Annotated in this window: 14 protein-coding genes; 10 read left to right on the top strand and 4 right to left on the bottom strand. The window is 25.9% G+C overall.

The genetic code is table 11. The annotated features are described in order from the left end of the window. Complete coding sequence (locus KYD98_RS07700) at positions 1–540, bottom strand: helix-turn-helix domain-containing protein (protein ID WP_219779030.1); 540 nt, start codon at positions 538–540, stop codon at positions 1–3. A gap of 341 nt (positions 541–881) precedes the next feature. On the opposite strand from KYD98_RS07700, the gene KYD98_RS07695 reads away from it, so the two are divergent. Together KYD98_RS07695 and KYD98_RS07690 are read left to right on the top strand one after the other, a co-directional pair. Next, positions 882–1976 carry a GNAT family N-acetyltransferase gene (locus KYD98_RS07695; RefSeq protein ID WP_219779029.1) on the top strand — a complete coding sequence of 365 codons (1095 nt, stop codon included), beginning with the start codon at positions 882–884 and terminating at the stop codon, positions 1974–1976. A 72-nt stretch (positions 1977–2048) separates the two neighbouring features. Next, positions 2049–2876 (top strand): YcdB/YcdC domain-containing protein, encoded by an 828-nt coding sequence (locus tag KYD98_RS07690; RefSeq protein WP_219779028.1) that lies wholly within the window; start codon positions 2049–2051, stop codon positions 2874–2876. A 99-nt stretch (positions 2877–2975) separates the two neighbouring features. On the opposite strand, the gene KYD98_RS07685 is transcribed toward KYD98_RS07690, so the two are convergent. Together KYD98_RS07685 and KYD98_RS07680 are read right to left on the bottom strand one after the other, a co-directional pair. Next, positions 2976–4376, bottom strand: a complete 1401-nt coding sequence (locus tag KYD98_RS07685; protein WP_258049683.1) for an alanine/glycine:cation symporter family protein — start codon at positions 4374–4376, stop codon at positions 2976–2978. A gap of 372 nt (positions 4377–4748) precedes the next feature. Continuing rightward, complete coding sequence (locus KYD98_RS07680) at positions 4749–7229, bottom strand: transglycosylase domain-containing protein (RefSeq protein WP_219779026.1); 2481 nt, start codon at positions 7227–7229, stop codon at positions 4749–4751. Positions 7230–7335: 106 nt separating this feature from the next. Between KYD98_RS07680 and yunB the strand changes: the two genes are divergently transcribed. Continuing rightward, on the top strand, positions 7336–8004 hold the full coding sequence (yunB, locus tag KYD98_RS07675) for a sporulation protein YunB (RefSeq protein WP_219779025.1): 669 nt from the start codon (positions 7336–7338) through the stop codon (positions 8002–8004). 96 nt (positions 8005–8100) lie between these two features. On the opposite strand, the gene hpt is transcribed toward yunB, so the two are convergent. Continuing rightward, positions 8101–8622 carry a hypoxanthine phosphoribosyltransferase gene (gene hpt / locus KYD98_RS07670; protein WP_219779024.1) on the bottom strand — a complete coding sequence of 174 codons (522 nt, stop codon included), beginning with the start codon at positions 8620–8622 and terminating at the stop codon, positions 8101–8103. 311 nt (positions 8623–8933) lie between these two features. Between hpt and hflX the strand changes: the two genes are divergently transcribed. The 7 genes from hflX (at position 8934) to speD (ending at position 16961) form a co-directional block, all read left to right on the top strand. After that, positions 8934–10751: a GTPase HflX gene (gene hflX / locus KYD98_RS07665; RefSeq protein ID WP_219779023.1), complete on the top strand. Its 1818-nt coding sequence runs from the start codon at positions 8934–8936 to the stop codon at positions 10749–10751. Positions 10752–11014: 263 nt separating this feature from the next. Continuing rightward, on the top strand, positions 11015–11923 hold the full coding sequence (locus KYD98_RS07660; RefSeq protein WP_219779022.1) for a nucleotidyltransferase domain-containing protein: 909 nt from the start codon (positions 11015–11017) through the stop codon (positions 11921–11923). 15 nt (positions 11924–11938) lie between these two features. Continuing rightward, complete coding sequence (locus tag KYD98_RS07655) at positions 11939–13354, top strand: aminotransferase-like domain-containing protein (RefSeq protein ID WP_219779021.1); 1416 nt, start codon at positions 11939–11941, stop codon at positions 13352–13354. After that, positions 13355–14002, top strand: coding sequence for a YigZ family protein (locus tag KYD98_RS07650; RefSeq protein ID WP_219779020.1), 648 nt, complete (start codon positions 13355–13357; stop codon positions 14000–14002). 416 nt (positions 14003–14418) lie between these two features. Continuing rightward, the gene (locus KYD98_RS07645) at positions 14419–15159 is read left to right on the top strand and encodes a YebC/PmpR family DNA-binding transcriptional regulator (RefSeq protein WP_219779019.1); all 741 of its coding nucleotides are present in this window, start codon (positions 14419–14421) and stop codon (positions 15157–15159) included. A 497-nt stretch (positions 15160–15656) separates the two neighbouring features. After that, entirely contained in the window at positions 15657–15827 is a 171-nt protein-coding gene (locus KYD98_RS07640; RefSeq protein WP_219779018.1) for a hypothetical protein, read from the top strand. Between the two features lie 306 nt (positions 15828–16133). Beyond that, positions 16134–16961, top strand: coding sequence for an adenosylmethionine decarboxylase (speD, locus tag KYD98_RS07635; protein WP_219779017.1), 828 nt, complete (start codon positions 16134–16136; stop codon positions 16959–16961). The last annotated feature ends 4 nt before the right edge of the window (positions 16962–16965 follow it).

Here is a 16965-nt window from a genome sequence, read left to right as displayed (position 1 = left end):
TTAAAATGACGGTGGAGTACTTATCCAAATAACTTTTGCTGTTGTTTTACCAGCATTACAAATATAATGATTAACTTTTGGTTTGTAGTAAAAGCTTTCACCTTTTTTGACTTTATATTTTTTCTTTCCTAAATGAAGATAAATACTTCCTGAAAGTACATAGCCAAATTCTTCGCCTTCATGAGGTTCTTCTTCAATATATTGTCCTCCTGGCTCAAGTGTTATCATAATGGGTTCCATAGCATTTTTCTGAGCGTTTGGTATGAGCCACATTAAAGAATATTTAAGTTCTTCATCTTCTGTTGTAAACATATCATCATTACTAAAAGTAACTCTTTCTTCTTTTGTTTCACTAAAAAATTCATTTAAATTAGTGCCTAAAATTTCAAGTATGTCCATTAAGGTAGCAATAGATGGGGAAGTTAAATCATTTTCTAATTGAGATATAAATCCCTTTGATAACTCACATCTATTTGCTAACTCTTCTTGAGTTAATTGTTTTTCCATTCTTAATACACGAATTTTTTCTCCAATTTGCACAATTTACACCTACCATTGAATATATAATATACTCACTTTTACTAAACCTTAAGTTTAAAATTACTAAACAAACAATCATATTATATAGACTTTAAAAGTAAAAATCAAGATTTTTCTTAAAAAAATAAAAAAATATTTTCTTGTGTTACAATACTGTTTACAAGTAAATTGGAAATATGGTTTAGTAAAGTAGAGTTATAAGTATATATATACTAAGAATTTAAATTTAAATATTTAAATTTAAAATAATAATTTTAAATATCCATTTATTTCATAATGTATTGATAAATAAGGAAAAATATGAGATATTAAAAAGAAGATTAAAAATATTAGGTGATTTTATGCAAAAAAAAGATGGTCTATATAGAAGAAATGGAAAATTAGTATATATAAAACAACCCGAGTATAATGAGTTAGTATTTACATCGAAATTATGGGCAAGTGAAGAAACTATGAAAGATATTGGGGGAGTATATAAGTTTACGGAAAATAAATGGGATAGTTTTTATAAAAAGATGGTTTATCCAACGGATAGAAAAAATTTTTATTGTTTAATATATAACCTTAATGATGAACCAGTTGGAGAGGTAAGTTTTCATGGATATGATCCTATCACAAAAATAGCAAGATCTAATATAAAGATATTTTATAAATATAGAAAAAAAGGATATGCTGGAGAAGCTTTAAAGTTAATGTTAGAATATTATTTCTTTGATTTTGAAGGCGAAATAATGATGGATAATATTAAAAATAAGGTGGGTAAAATATTTGCCTCAAAAGTTGGATTTAAAGAAGTTAGACAGTATAAAGATGAGAGTACATATAAATTAACTAAAAATGATTTTTTAAATTTACGAGATAATAAAGTTAAAATTATTTCTATAATTATGTATGAGAATATGGATATAACAAATTACACGTTAATATGCAACATACTAAATAAAGCAAATACTTTAGCTAATAAAAAAATATTTAATATTCAAGCTATATATACAACCAATAATATTATTTGTTGTGATAATTTGAAATTTGAATTACCACCCATTGAGGAAAACTTATTAAATCCTAATATTATAATTTTACCAGATACTAAAAATATAGAATATATATTTAAAAATAATAAAATAATAGAATATATATTAAAATATTATAATGATTGTGATTATATATGTACAGTTGGAGAAGCAATTAAATTTTTAATTAAAACAAATTCTTTAAATGGTATGATTGTGCCGAATATCGATGATATACATAATTTACTTAAATCAAATAATTTAAATAACACTAAGGTAATTAATAAAAATTTTGTTGATAATGGAAAGGTTATGATAAGTTCAAACTTAATTGGGATAATTGAAATGAGTTTATCCATAATTTTAAAAATTTCTGGTAAAGAATTGATGGACAAAACTAAAGAAAAATTAGGCTTTATATAGATATAAATTTGATAAAAGAGAAATGCTATTGTAAAATATATATGTTAATAAATTTTATCAAGGGGGATATTAATGAATTCTAAAAATACTAAAATAATTACTAGTATTATTTTAGGAATACTTATTATAAGTACAAGTTTTGTGATATATAGATTTGTAGGTTCAGGATCTAAAGAAATAAAAGTTGCTAAGAATTTTATAGGAAAATTATATAATATTAATGCAATAAATAATCAGGAAAAGTTAGAAGATATAAAATATAAAAGAGTTAGGATTGTAAATACTAAAAATGAATTGATTTATAAAACTATAATGGCAAATTCATTTGGAATAGACTTAGATAAAAATTATAATGTTATAGGATTTGCAAATAAAGAAACAATAAAATCAAATACTAAAATAACAGTTGAAGAAGCTAAAAAAAGAGCAGATAAATATTTAAGTGAAATATACTCTGAAGAAGTTGTGTTTAAAAGTATAAAACCTGATGAATCTTCAGATGAATTACCATATTATTCTTTTATTTATTTAAAATCTAAAAATGGTTATCCATTTTATTTTGATGAAATAATAATAAATATAAATAAAGAAACAGGTAATTTAGAGGGATATGCAAATTCATCAACTCAAAAAGAATATAAGGAACCAATAATAAATATTTCTGAAAATGAAGCTGAGAGTGAAGCGATAAATTATTTTAATAAATATAATAAAGAAGTTCAAATAATTGAAAAAACTCAAATGGTTTATGCTGATAAAAAGGATAAAGTTGAAGATAAGCCTGTATCAGAACTATGTTATGTTGTTACTTTAAAAGGAAAGAACGAAGAGAATACTGATATAATATTAAAAATATTTATAAGTACTGAAAATAAAGAAGTAATAAATAGTATAAAATAAAACTTAAATATATAAGGTTAATTTTAGGCATTAAAAATAGCTATAAAAATGATTTGAAAATCATTTTTATAGCTGTTTTTTTATTCTAGTATTAGAAGATTAATTCCATTCGTCAGCATTTTTTAAGTTATCTATAGAAGATGATTTAAATATAGGTTCTTTTATTCCAGATCGCTTTTGCTTAATATAATCATCTAAAGCTTTAAATGCAAACTTACCTAGAAGTGTTATAGCAATTAGATTTATTAAAGCCATGAATGCCATGAATATATCTGCTAAATTCCAAACAATATCTAGACTTGCAATAGAACCGAAAAATACCATTAAAGCAACAAAGATTCTATAAAGAATTAAATACAATTTATTAGTAGTTAAAAATTCTAAATTTGATTCACCATAATAATAGTTTCCAACTATAGAACTAAAGGCAAATAAGAATACACATATAGCAATAAAAATACTTCCAAATGGTCCGATTTGAGAATTTAAAGCATTTTGAGTTAATTGAATCCCAGTTAATCCACTAGTTAAATCAACATCTGAAAGTAATATTATAAAAGCAGTACAACTACAAATTATTAATGTGTCAGTAAAAACTCCTAAAGTTTGAATTAATCCTTGTTTAACAGGATGTGAAACATTAGCTGTTGCAGCAGCATTTGGAGAACTTCCCATTCCAGCTTCATTAGAGAATAAACCTCTTTTTATTCCTATAAGCATTGTTCCACCAATACCTCCACCAATAGCTTGTTTAAATCCAAAAGCATTTTCAAAAATCATAACGAATAATTTCGGAAGTTCAGTAAAATTTTTTAATACTACAAATAGTGCAACAAATATATATGCTAAAGCCATTATAGGAACTATTATTTCTGAAACTTTAGCAACTCTATGAATTCCACCAAAAATTATAAATGCAGTTAAAACTGTTATTATAAGTCCAACCAACCATGTATTTATTCCAAAAGCTTCATTTAATGCAAGTGATATAGTATTTGATTGTACTGAGTTAAATACTAAACCAAATGTTATTGTAATTAATATTGAAAATAATATTCCCATCCATTTTTGGTTTAATCCTTTTTCTATGTAGTATGCAGGACCACCTCTAAATGCACCATTTTTATCTCTAATTTTATATATTTGAGCAAGTGTAGATTCGACAAAGCTTGAAGCAGCTCCTATTAATGCTATTAACCACATCCAAAAAATTGCACCAGGGCCTCCAATAGATATAGCAATAGCTATACCAGCTAAATTACCAGTTCCTACTCTTGAAGCAGTGCTTATACAAAAAGCTTGGAATGATGATACGCTTCCTTTTTCTTTGTTTGAATTAAATCCATCTCCAAGTAATCTAAACATTTCTTTAACAAATTTAAATTGAACAAATTTAGTTCTAAATGTAAAGTATAGACCCACTAGAATTAATAAGGCAATGAGGATATAGGTATATAAGAAATTATTAAATGTTGTAATGATTTTATTGAAATCTAACAAAATTTTGCCTCCTTTATTTTTAAAATAACATATATACATTAATATAATTTTATCTTGTTATAAGATAAATTGCAAGTTTATATATGGAAAAATTCATAGTATTATTATAATCAGTAATTATAAATTTTATTAGAATATTTTTAAATAGGGATATAATTAAGTTTTAGTAATTTATATAGAAGGTTTTTAAAAAAATAAAAAATATATAATCAATAAAATGAAAGAATATATTATAACTTATGCATTTTCTTCTAGATAGAAGTAGTTCCCCCTATTTTATAAGTGAAAAGGCTATAAATTAATTTTATTTTCTAAATAAAAATAGATTATTGATAAAATCAATAATCTATTTTAAAATATATTTTAAATTTTCTAATCAGGTTTTAATGGTTTAAGTAAAGAATCAAGAATCGAATCATTTTCATCATTATTTACAGGAGGAGCATCATCAGGAAAATCTTCTTCACTAGGTTCAACTGGTGGAGGAACTTGAGGCTGTGGAATATGTTCATTTTCCGTATAATTATCATGTGAACTTGGTAACACATATGGATAATCTTGAGTTATTGAGTTTGGATATTTTTTAGTTATGAATATTTTATTTCGAGTTAAAAATGATGGCGTATTAGGTCCAGCAATTTTATTGTTATAACTGTTTACACTAGTAGAAACATGAGTAGAACAAGTCTCTTTGGGTTCTGTTCCTTTTATGAACATTTCTTCACTTACTCTATTTCCTCTTGGGTCAGATGAACATAAAGAACTAGGTAATTTACCAGAATCCTTACATATAGGGATTCTAATAATCCCACTAGGTTCCTCTAAATCTTTTACCTCTAATCCTTCATGCGCTTTAGCCATTATTTTTCCCCATAAATTAGCACATACAGTTCCAGAACCACCTAAAACAGTTTTTGGTGTATCATATCCAACCCATACTGATCCAGAAAGATAAGGTGATAAACCTGCAAACCATAAATCTTTAGCATCGGTAGTAGTACCAGTTTTACCAGCTACAGGCATATCTCCCCATTTAGCTGGAGCACCTCCATAGAAATTAACTGGACCTTTTAATAAATCATACATAATATAAGAAGCTTCAGGTGAAAATACTTGTTTTTGGTGTGGTTTGCCATCTAAAAGAGTTTTTCCTTTTGAATCCACAACTTTAGTATAAAGTATTGGTTCAGTATATAGACCATTATTACCGAATGTTCCAAAAGCTGCTGATAGTTTAAATGTATTTCCACCATCTCTATCATTAGGATTATTATTAAATTGCCCTAATGCTACAGTAGCAATAGATTGTTTTGAAGCATTATTATATACTAAACCTAAATTTTCACCATAAGATATTCCAGTTTTTAAGCCTATAGTATTTGCAGTTATAACTGAACCAGTATTTTTAGAATACATCAATGCTTCACGCACAGTTATAAGCCCTAAATATTCATTTGGTGAGTTTCTTAAAACATTTGGAGGAGCATATTCCGGATAATGCTTATAAAGTTCAGGTGATAATGGAGCATCATCAATAGAAGTAGCAGCAGTTATTATTTTTTGGTCTATTCCAGGACCATAAACTGTCAATGGCTTTGTAGTTGATCCAATAGGACGCAAATCACTGTAAGCCCTATTAATTGATTGAGGGAGCTGTTTACCCCTTCCTCCTACTAAAGCAAGGATTTTACCAGTTCTATAATCCATAATTGTTGCAGAAGCCTGCAATAATGGAACTCCATTTTTATCATATGTTTCAGAATTACCAACATTTAGATTTTTATAATTATCTAAAGTTTGTTGAGTAAAATCTTGTAATTTTTTATCCATGGTAGTATATATTTTAAGTCCACCATTAACCATTAATTTAGAAACTTCTTCATCTGTATATTTATATTTATCTTTTAAGTCTTTTTTTACCTGAGAAACAGCTGGATAAACAAACCATTCATAATTCAATCTATAATCTTTCTTACTTGATTTAAAGATTAACTTATTGTTATCTAAATCTCCAATAGCAGTATTATATTCGGCTTCTGATATGTAGCCTAACTCATACATTTTAGATAATACAGTTTTTGTTCTATTTATATATCTTGAAGGGTCGTCTTTATTATTATCATTATAAGCACTATAGTAACTTGGAGCTTGAGTTATACCAGCTAAATAAGCACATTCAATTAAATTTAAATCTTTAGTGTTTTTTCCGAAATATAACGATGAGGCTGCTTCAACACCGTATACTTGACCACCAAGTGGAATTGTATTTAAATATGCTGTAATAATTTGATCTTTGTTTAATTTATTTTCTAATTCTAGTGCTAAATAAATTTCTTTAACTTTTCTTTTTATGCTTACTTCATTTGTTAATACTGTGTTTTTAAGCAATTGCTGTGTTAGTGTAGAAGCACCATGTAAGCCTTTTTTACCAGTTAAAATTTTTTTGACATCCATTAAAGCAGCACCAGCAATTCTTTGAATATCTATACCGTTATGTTTATAAAATCTTTCATCCTCTATAGAAATAAAAGCATTTTTTAAATTATTTGGCATTTCATTTGATTCTATAACATAACGCTCTTCATCAGTGTGGAGATTATCCATAAAATCACCATTACTATCATAAAGACTAGATGGTTGATTTAATGATAAAACAGCTTCAACGTTTAAAGGGGGGGTAGATTTTATAATTGCTAATAAATATCCTAAAGCAATTACAGACATTATTAATATTAAAGCTAAAAAACCAGTTACAACATTTTTAAAAATTTTGGAATTAGTTTTTTTCTTTCGACTTTTTTTTCTACGCTTTTTATTTTTTTTGGATTTATTTGGAGTTTTTTCAACTGACATCTTATCCTCCTAAGTGTATAAATTCACTAATATTAAATAATATTCTTTATTATTATAGCATACTTATAGTAAGAGTAAACTAATAACTAGATATAAGGGTGCTGAAATGAAATACTATACAAGACGAAAAAAATATAAAAAATTTCCAAATATAATAATTGTTATTATAACCTTGCTTATTATTTTTAATGCAATAATGCTTTTTTTAAATAAAAAATTAATACCATCTCTTACTAAAATGTCTGAAATAGCTGTAAAGTCTAGAGTGCTTAATATAATTAACAAAAATAGTATCGATATTTTTTCACAAGAATTTAATTATGAAGAAATGATAAAAATACAAAAAGATAACGATGGGAATATAAATCTTATACAAGCAGATACTATTAAATTGAACCATTTAATGTCAAAGCTATCGATGGAATGTAATGAAGAACTTGAGAATTTAGGAGATATAAAGGTTAATGTACCATTGGGATGGTTTACTGATAATAGTCTTTATTATAGTTTAGGTCCTAAAGTTCCAATTAGAGTCGAAAATTTAGGTAATATTAATGCTTTTTATGAATCGGAATTTCAAAGCGCAGGAATTAATCAAACTAGACATATAATATATTTAAATGTTGAGGCAAAAGTTAGAATAATATTACCAACTAAAACTGATGAGCTTGGAATAAGTACGAGAGTACCAGTTTCAGATACTATTATAGTTGGAAAAACACCTAATACTGCAATTGATTTTAATGGAAATATTAATGGTGGAATTTTAAAATAAAATTAGTTGATAAAAGTCTTATCACAAAACATATTCATTTGAGATAAGACTTTTATTTAAATAAAATATATTATTAAATTATTTAGTTATAAACAATTATTCCCAGTTAAATACATAAGGGACATTTCTATAAAAATCTCCGTAATTTAATCCATAACCAACTACAAATAAGTCTTCGATTGTAAAGCAGCAATAATCAGGTTTGATTTCAACTTTTCTTCTTGAAGGTTTGTCAAGTAAAACACAAGTTTTTATTGAAGTTGCACCAAGTTTTTTCACATGATTTACAACAAAGTTCATTGTTATACCAGTATCAACGATATCATCTACTATAAGAACATTAAGTCCTTTGATATCATCAGGAATATCATTAACTACTTTAACACTACCAGAAGATGTTTCATCATGTCCATAGCTAGAAGTAGTCATAAATCCAATTCTAGTGTTTACATTTATTTCTCTAACTAAATCAGCAGCATAGATAAAGCTACCTCTTAATAAAGATAAAACATAAAGATCTTTACCTTTATAATCTTCAGTAATAACCTTTCCTAATTCTTTTATTCTAGCATCAATTTCTTCTTTAGAAAAAAGTATATTACGTTTTTTATTTTCCATGTTAATCCGTTGTTCAAATCTATAAAAACATCTATTAAAAAAATTATAAAAGCCCCAATCCAATAGTTATAAAATCAAATGAATCTATCATAGATTTAACAACAGGTCACCTCCTCTAATTATATCATTATGTTTTTATGTAATATTTTAATAGTATAAAATATTAATAATGTTGTCAAGATAACATATTTGTTATAATTAGCAAAAATACTGGGGTTTGTTTACAAGGAATGATTAATAGTATAAAATTATATGAAAGTTGTCAAGATAGCACTATATGGCTATTTCGTTTTAGGTGAGGTGGTAATTAAATGATAGTTGGAAATATTGAAGGAATTAGGAATTCTATTTTAGAAGAATTAGAAAAAATTCATACTATTAGAACTTCTAAAGATGAGATATGTAATGTAGAAATTCTAAATATAATTGCTAGGGTTTCTGGAATGATTGAAAGAGAAGTGAGTGTTGCGATAAATAGAAAAGGAAATGTAACATCTGTGGCAATTGGTGATTCAACATCGGTAGAGGTTCCGGTTATTGATATAAGTGAAAAAAGATTATCAGGAGTTAGGGTAATTCATACTCATCCTAATGGATATTGTAATCTTTCTGCTTTAGATATAACTGCACTTTTAAAATTAAAATTAGATTCAATTGTTTCAATAGCAATAAATGAAGATGGAAATATAATAGATTTCTCACTTGGGATGCTTAGATTATATAATAATAAATTAGAATATGATGAGCAAATGAATCTTTCTTTAGATGAGATACTTTCAATAAATATTCTAGATAAAGTAAGATTTATTGAAAATTTAATTAAAACAAATGATGTTATTGAAGATACAGAGGAAAAAGCAATATTAGTAGGAGCTGATACTAAAGAAAGTTTAGAAGAACTAGCAGAACTTACATTGGCTTGTAATATTCCAGTACTTAAGACTGTTTTTCAAAGTAGAAATAAGATAGATCCAGCCTTTTTTATAGGAAGAGGTAAAGTTTTAGAAATAGCTTCTATGAGACAAATAGAAAGAGCTAATGTAATAATTTTTGATGATGAACTTTCAGGTTCACAAGTTAGAAACTTAGAAGCAGCATTAGGTGCTAAAGTAATAGATAGAACTACATTAATATTAGAAATTTTTGCAACAAGAGCAAAGACAAAAGAATCTAAGATACAAGTAGAACTTGCACAGCTTAAATATAGATTAAGTAGATTACAAGGACTTGGAACTATACTATCAAGAACTGGTGGTGGTATAGGTACTAGAGGTCCAGGGGAAAAGAAATTAGAAACAGATAGAAGACATATAATGGAGACAATATATGACTTAAAGGGTGAACTTAAAAAAATAAAGAAAACTAGAGAAGTTCAAAGAGAAAAAAGAAATAAGGAAAGTATACCTAAAGTTTCGCTTGTTGGTTATACAAATGCAGGAAAATCTACGTTAAGAAATACATTGTGTGATTTATCAGCAAGAAAAGATTCTCAAGGAAAAGAAAAAGTATTTGAAGCAGATATGTTATTTGCTACTTTAGATACTACAACCAGAGCATTAACTCTAAAAAATAAGGGGATAATAACATTAACAGATACAGTTGGATTTGTAAGAAAACTTCCACATGATTTAGTTGAAGCATTTAAATCAACATTAGAAGAGGTTATATTCTCAGATCTTTTATGTCATGTCGTGGATATATCATCGGATACTGCTATTGAGCAATATAAGGCAGTAAATGAAGTACTTAGAGAACTAAATGCTATAGATAAAGATGGAATATTAGTTTTAAATAAAATTGATAAAGCTACAGAAGAACAAATAAATAGTTTTATTGAATTTATACAAAATGATGAAGAGGCAAGATCACAAGATATTATTAAATTATCAGCTAAAACAGGAGTGAATTTAGAAGAATTTTTATCATTAATAGAAGAGAAACTTCCGTATAACTATAAAAAGGTAGAGTTCTTAATACCTTATGATAAAAGTAGTATTCAATCATTTCTACATAGAAATGGAAGAGTTATAAGTGAAGAGTATAGAGAAGATGGTACCTTTATGCTTGTAGAGGTTGATGATGAAGTATATAACAAATCTAAAGAATGTGTAGTAAAAATAGTAGAATAGCCATATAAAATAATAATTTTTTATAAAAATAGAGATATAATTAACTGTATCTCTATTTTTTATGATATTTAGTAATGTTAGATTTATGCATAACTTATATTTAAAAATAGTTTATAAACATATTTGTATTAAAAATTAGTTGTATAAAATAACATATTAAAATGAATAAAGTCATATTAGTAAATTGTTTTTAAAATTAGATTTCTTTAAATGAAATTATATTTAAGTTATAATGTTAATTAAGAAAAAAAGAGGTGATATTAATGAAAAAATCCATATTAGATTATCAAAAGGCTTTTCAAAAGTTAATAGATAATTTAAAAAGTAACCCAAATGTTTTAGCCATATTTGCTTTTGGAAGTATAATAAATGGAGATCTTTGGGAAGAGTCTGATATAGATTTATTTGTTTTGTATAAAAATAAATTTAAAGATGTTAGGGATGTATACTCAGAAAGTTTAGGTATAAATGTTCATATAAAAATGTTAAGTAAAGAAAGCTTTTTGGAATTATATAAAAACGACGGAAAAAAAGGATTTGCTAGAAATCTTTTGTTATCATCTAAAATAGTATTTTCAAGAGATGAAGAAATAACAGTGACTTTTAATAAAGCTAGATATAGTTTAGATAAACATATTGGAAGATGGAATTTGGTGTATTTAGGAAAATTAATTAAGGATATTGGTGTTACTAAAAAATATTTGCAAAATGATAGTATATTGACATCTTATGAAGTTTTAATAAGAGTTTTAGATAGTTTTTCTAAATTATATTTAAATTTAAATGGTTATACAGTAAGTAAAGATTCAGTAAGAATGGCAAGCAACTTGAATGATAATTTTAATAAAATTATAAATAGTTTATTTCATAATCCAATAAGTAAAAAAAATATTGAATATACTCTTGAATATATTGATAAGTTTTTAAATATGAATATAAGTGTTGCTAGCAAAGTTTTATTAGAATTTTTATATGAAAAAAAGGTGCTTTTAAGTTCTTATGAAATAAAAAATGACGAAACATTTAAAGAATTTGATATAAAAATAGAAGATATATTAAAGGAATTATTAAAAAGAAATTTAGTTAAAAAAGAAGTTAGAATGTTAAAGTTAGAAGAAGATTTAATTCTAATAAATGAAAATGTATATTCACATAAGACCTGTAATATGTAAGTAAGGAGTCATGTTATGATTAATTCCATTGATATATATAGTAAACTAGAATTTAAAGAAGAGATACCTAAATATATTCAAATAGCAAATTTTATAAAAAATTTAATAGAAAAGAAAAAAATAAAAGATGGACAAAAACTACCCACAATAAGGGAATTATCAGTTTTTTTAAATGTTAATTCGATAACAATAGTTAATGCCTATAAAAAGCTTAAATCTGAAGGATATGCATACCAAAAAGTTGGAAGTGGAAGCTATGCAAAAGTTAAAGAAATTTCTTTTTTATTTAGAAAAGAATATTCAAATAGTTTAAAGAAATTATTAATAGATGATTTACCTGATATTGTTGATTTTACAGGAGAAACTAATACAGAAGTACTTTTCCCAATAGATGATTTAAAAGAAACTATTAATAAAGTATTAGATAGAGATGGTGTAAATGCTTTGATATCTAACAACACATATGGTTATAAAAATCTTATTTCAACAATAAATAAAAATTTTTGGGATAGTAAGTTGAATGAAGAAGATATGATTATTATATCAGGAGCACAACAAGGAATTGATATAGTGTCTAAGGGAATCTTAAATATTAATGATAATATAATTGTTGAAAAGCCTACATATGGTGGGGCTTTATCTGTTTTTAAATGGAGAAAAGCAAACATATTTGAAGTTCCAGTTGAAAATGATGGTGTGAATTTAGAAAGATTTGAAAAAATACTTCAAAAAAATAAGATAAGGTGTTTTTATACAATGAGTTATTTTCAAAATCCTACTGGTATAAGTTATAGTTTGGAAAAGAAAAAGAGGATACTTGAATTAGCAGAAATATATGATTTTTATATTATAGAAGATGATTATTTATCAGAACTTGTTTATGAAGATACGATAAGTTATATTCCATTTAAATGGCTCGATAAAAATGCAAGAGTTATTTATATAAAGAGTTTTTCTAAAATATTTTTACCAGGTATAAGACTGGGGTATTTAGTAGCGCCAGAACTTTTTAGAGAGAGTCTTCAAAATTCTAAGTTTAATACAGACATAACAACATCAAGTCTTATGCAAAGAGCATTAGAATTATATATATATGAAAATAAATGGAAAGAAAATATCAGATATTTAAACTTAGAGTATAGTAAAAGATATAAAGTAATGAAAGATATTTTAGATAATGAATTTAAAGATTTAGTTACGTATATTGATCCTAAAGGTGGACTAAATTTTTATTTAACTATAAAAGATGACAAGATAACATCAAAAGATTTGTTTATAAAATTAAAGAAAAAAGGAGTATATATAACTCCAGGTATTATGTTTTTTACATCATCAAATGATGGACAAAATACATTTAGAATAGGTTTTTATCAGACTGATATAGAAAAAATAAAAAAAGGACTTGATATTTTAAGAGAGGAGTTAATTTAAATGTCGTATATTACTATAAGAAATTTGGGTGAAGATAGATTTGAAGAAAAAAAATCTGAGTTTATTGGATATGCAAAAAGGGTAGAAACAGAAGAAAAAGCTAAGGCTTTTGTATCTGAAATTAAAAATATGCATAAACAAGCTAGACATAATTGTTGGGCTTATGTTGTTGGAGAAAATCTGAATATTCAAAGATATTCAGATGATGGAGAACCACAAGGAACTGCTGGAATACCAATACTAGAAGTAATGAAAAAGGCGGGCATAACAGATTGTGCTATTGTAGTAACAAGATACTTTGGAGGAGTCTTGCTTGGAACAGGGGGACTTACTAGAGCTTATACAAAGGGTGCTAGTATTGCAATAAAATCTGCAGGGATTGTTGAAAAGGTACTTGGAGTAAAAATAAGTTTAGAAATGGATTATGATTTACTTGGAAAAGTTCAATATATTTGTGGACAGAATTCTTGGTATATAGAAGATGTTGAATATACAGACAAAGTAGTTGCACATATTTTAGCAGAAAAAGATATTGTAGAGTCAATAGAAGCAGAAATGATAGAGTCAAGTAGTGGAAAAATAATAATAACTAAAAGTCAAGAAGAGATTTATTTTAAAGAAGGAAATAGATTGTATAAGTGTCTTTAAAATATAGTATAAATTTATTATTATTTACTAAGCAATTGTAGAGTAAGAATATGAATGATTCTATATATTCTTGTGGTTGCTTGAATAGAAAAGGTTGTTATGGTATAATTTTTGTTGAATTTTGTATTTAAAGTAAAGAAAATTAATTATATATTTGTAATAAAAAATCTATAAGATTATGCATGTATCATAAAGTTTATTTGTAGGTTTATTAATGCAACTTATGTATTTGAATTAAGGCATATTCAAAAAAATAATAAGTAAATCTTTGGGTCTATTTTGTGTCATACTTCGTCAGCGAAACCTCACAATAGCTGGGCTATTCAGATGCTTCACTTCCTTGTCTGACGCAAAATATCCTCAAAATCTTTGACTTGCTATTTTCTTTCATATGCCTAAAGTGAGGAGGAAAACATATGTCAGGACACTCAAAATGGCATAATATTCAAGCTAAAAAAGGTAAAACGGATGCAAAAAGAGGAAAGATTTTCACTAAAATTGGTAAGGAAATAGTTGTAGCAGTAAAAAATGGTGGAGCTAGTCCAGAAACTAATGCAAAATTAAGAGATGTAGTTGCGAAAGCAAAAGCTGCAAATATGCCAAATGATAATATAGCAAGAGCAATTAAAAAAGCAGCTGGAGATGCAGAATCAGTTAACTACGAAACTATAACTTATGAAGGTTACGGTCCGTCAGGTGTTGCTGTAATTGTTGAAACTCTTACAGATAATAAAAACAGAACAGCAGCTAATGTAAGACACGCATTTTCTAAAGCAGATGGAAACTTAGGGGCATTAGGATGTGTATCATTCATGTTCCAAGAAAAAGGAGAAATTGTAATAGAAAAAGCAGATAGAGATGAAGATGAAATGATGATGATGGCTCTAGATGCAGGTGCAGAAGATTTTAATGCTGAAGAAGAAGAAGTATTTGTAGTTACAACAACTCCGGAAGACTTTGGAGCAGTAAGAGAAGCATTAGAATCAGAAGGAATTGAATTCTTAGAAGCAGGAGTTAAAATGATTCCAGATACACTAAGTGCTATTGAGGGTGAAGATGCTAAGAAGTTACAAAAAATGCTTGATATGCTTGAAGATGATGATGATATCCAAGAAGTTTATCATAACGCTGAGTTCCCAGAAGATTGGGAAGGTTAGGATAGTACATTTGTACTATTAATAATTTAAGATGTGTAAAGCACCAGATGTAATAAATTACAAATGGTGCTTTGTTGATTTTATTAATAATATAGTATATAATAATTAAAAGTAAACTTTAGTATACCAAGAAGACAAATTTTATTTTTATATTAGAAATGTTGAAACAAAATTATAATATATAAATTATAAGACTGAAGCGCTACATGAATTGGAGGGCTTTTTTATTGTTTATTATAATATAAATTAATTAATATAGAAGTTCAAATAAAGTTTTTCATTAATATAAATATTTATAAATAACGTGGATTACCAGTATGGTGAGAAATTTATATTTATAATTTTGAACTAATAAATTTATAGTAAACTTTTTAAATTTTGGTTGATTTTAAATGTAATATTTTTATAGATTAGGGAAATATAAATGGTCGGAGTTTTTAAAAAATATCAAAAAATAAATCTTGGAACAAAGTAATAAAAATATAGGGGGAAGTTTTATGGGGAATTTAATAAAAATTAATATTTTTGCAGATAAAGAAAAAAATATTAAAAATGAAATAAATATATCTGCATTAGAAGATAATCTTATTGCTTATGATAAGTGGTTAGAAAAAAATGATAAAGAAGATATTATAGAAAATTATAAGAAATTTTTAATGATTGGATAATAATTTTTAATAAAAAATTTCATATGATTTTAAAAAATAAGAAAAGGTAAATTCTGATGGATTTACCTTTTTTACGTATGAAAAATTATTTAGAATCAGAAAAAATAATCGTATACAATAAATATATTAATAAAAAATAAATATAAATAGTAGCAATATGAATAAAAATATAGTAAAATGTAAAAAGTTATAAGATAAGGATAGCTAAACTTAGAGTTAAGTATTGGTAAGAATGTAAATAAAAATATTTGATATTAAGTGTAGTTAGAGCATTCTATCAAATAACATAAGTAAAATTTATTTTTAATGAAAGGTTGTGATGTTAGGTTGGAAAACAAGCTAAAATTATATGGCTTTAACAACCTCACAAAGACACTTAGCTTTAACATCTATGATGTATGCTATGCAAAAAGTGAGAGAGAACAAAAGGATTATATTGCTTATATTGATGAACAATATAATTCAGAGAGACTTACAAACATATTGTGTGATGTAACGGAAATTATTGGTGCACATGTATTAAACGTATCAAAACAAGATTATGACCCACAAGGTGCAAGTGTAACTATTCTTATAACGGAAGAAGGACTCCCAGTTCATCTAATAGATCAATCTTGCAATCATGGAGAAATTGATATATTAAAGACACGAGAAACTGTAGTAGGACATTTGGATAAGAGTCATGTAACAGTGCATACTTATCCAGAATATCATCCAGATAATTCGATTGCTACTTTCCGTGTAGATATTGATGTTTCTACATGTGGAGAAATTTCTCCTTTGAATGCATTAAATTATCTTATAGGAAGTTTTGATTCAGATATTATAACTATAGATTATCGTGTTAGAGGATTTACACGTGAGGTTGATGGTAAAAAATTATTTATAGATCATAAGATGACATCAATACAGGATTATATTGATGATGAAACATTAAAAAGATATGATGCTACAGATATAAATGTATATCAATCAAATATATTTCATACAAAAATGTTAATTAAAGAACTTGAACTTCAAAATTATCTTTTTAATAAAGATGTTTATGAACTTAAACCAAAACAAAGGCTTGAAATTGAAAATAATTTAAGAAGAGAAATGATAGAGATTTTCAGTGGAGCTAATATATATTAATGAG

This window comes from Clostridium weizhouense, assembly GCF_019431045.1.
GTDB lineage: Bacteria > Bacillota > Clostridia > Clostridiales > Clostridiaceae > Clostridium > Clostridium weizhouense.
This window is presented reverse-complemented; position numbering and strand designations above follow the sequence as displayed.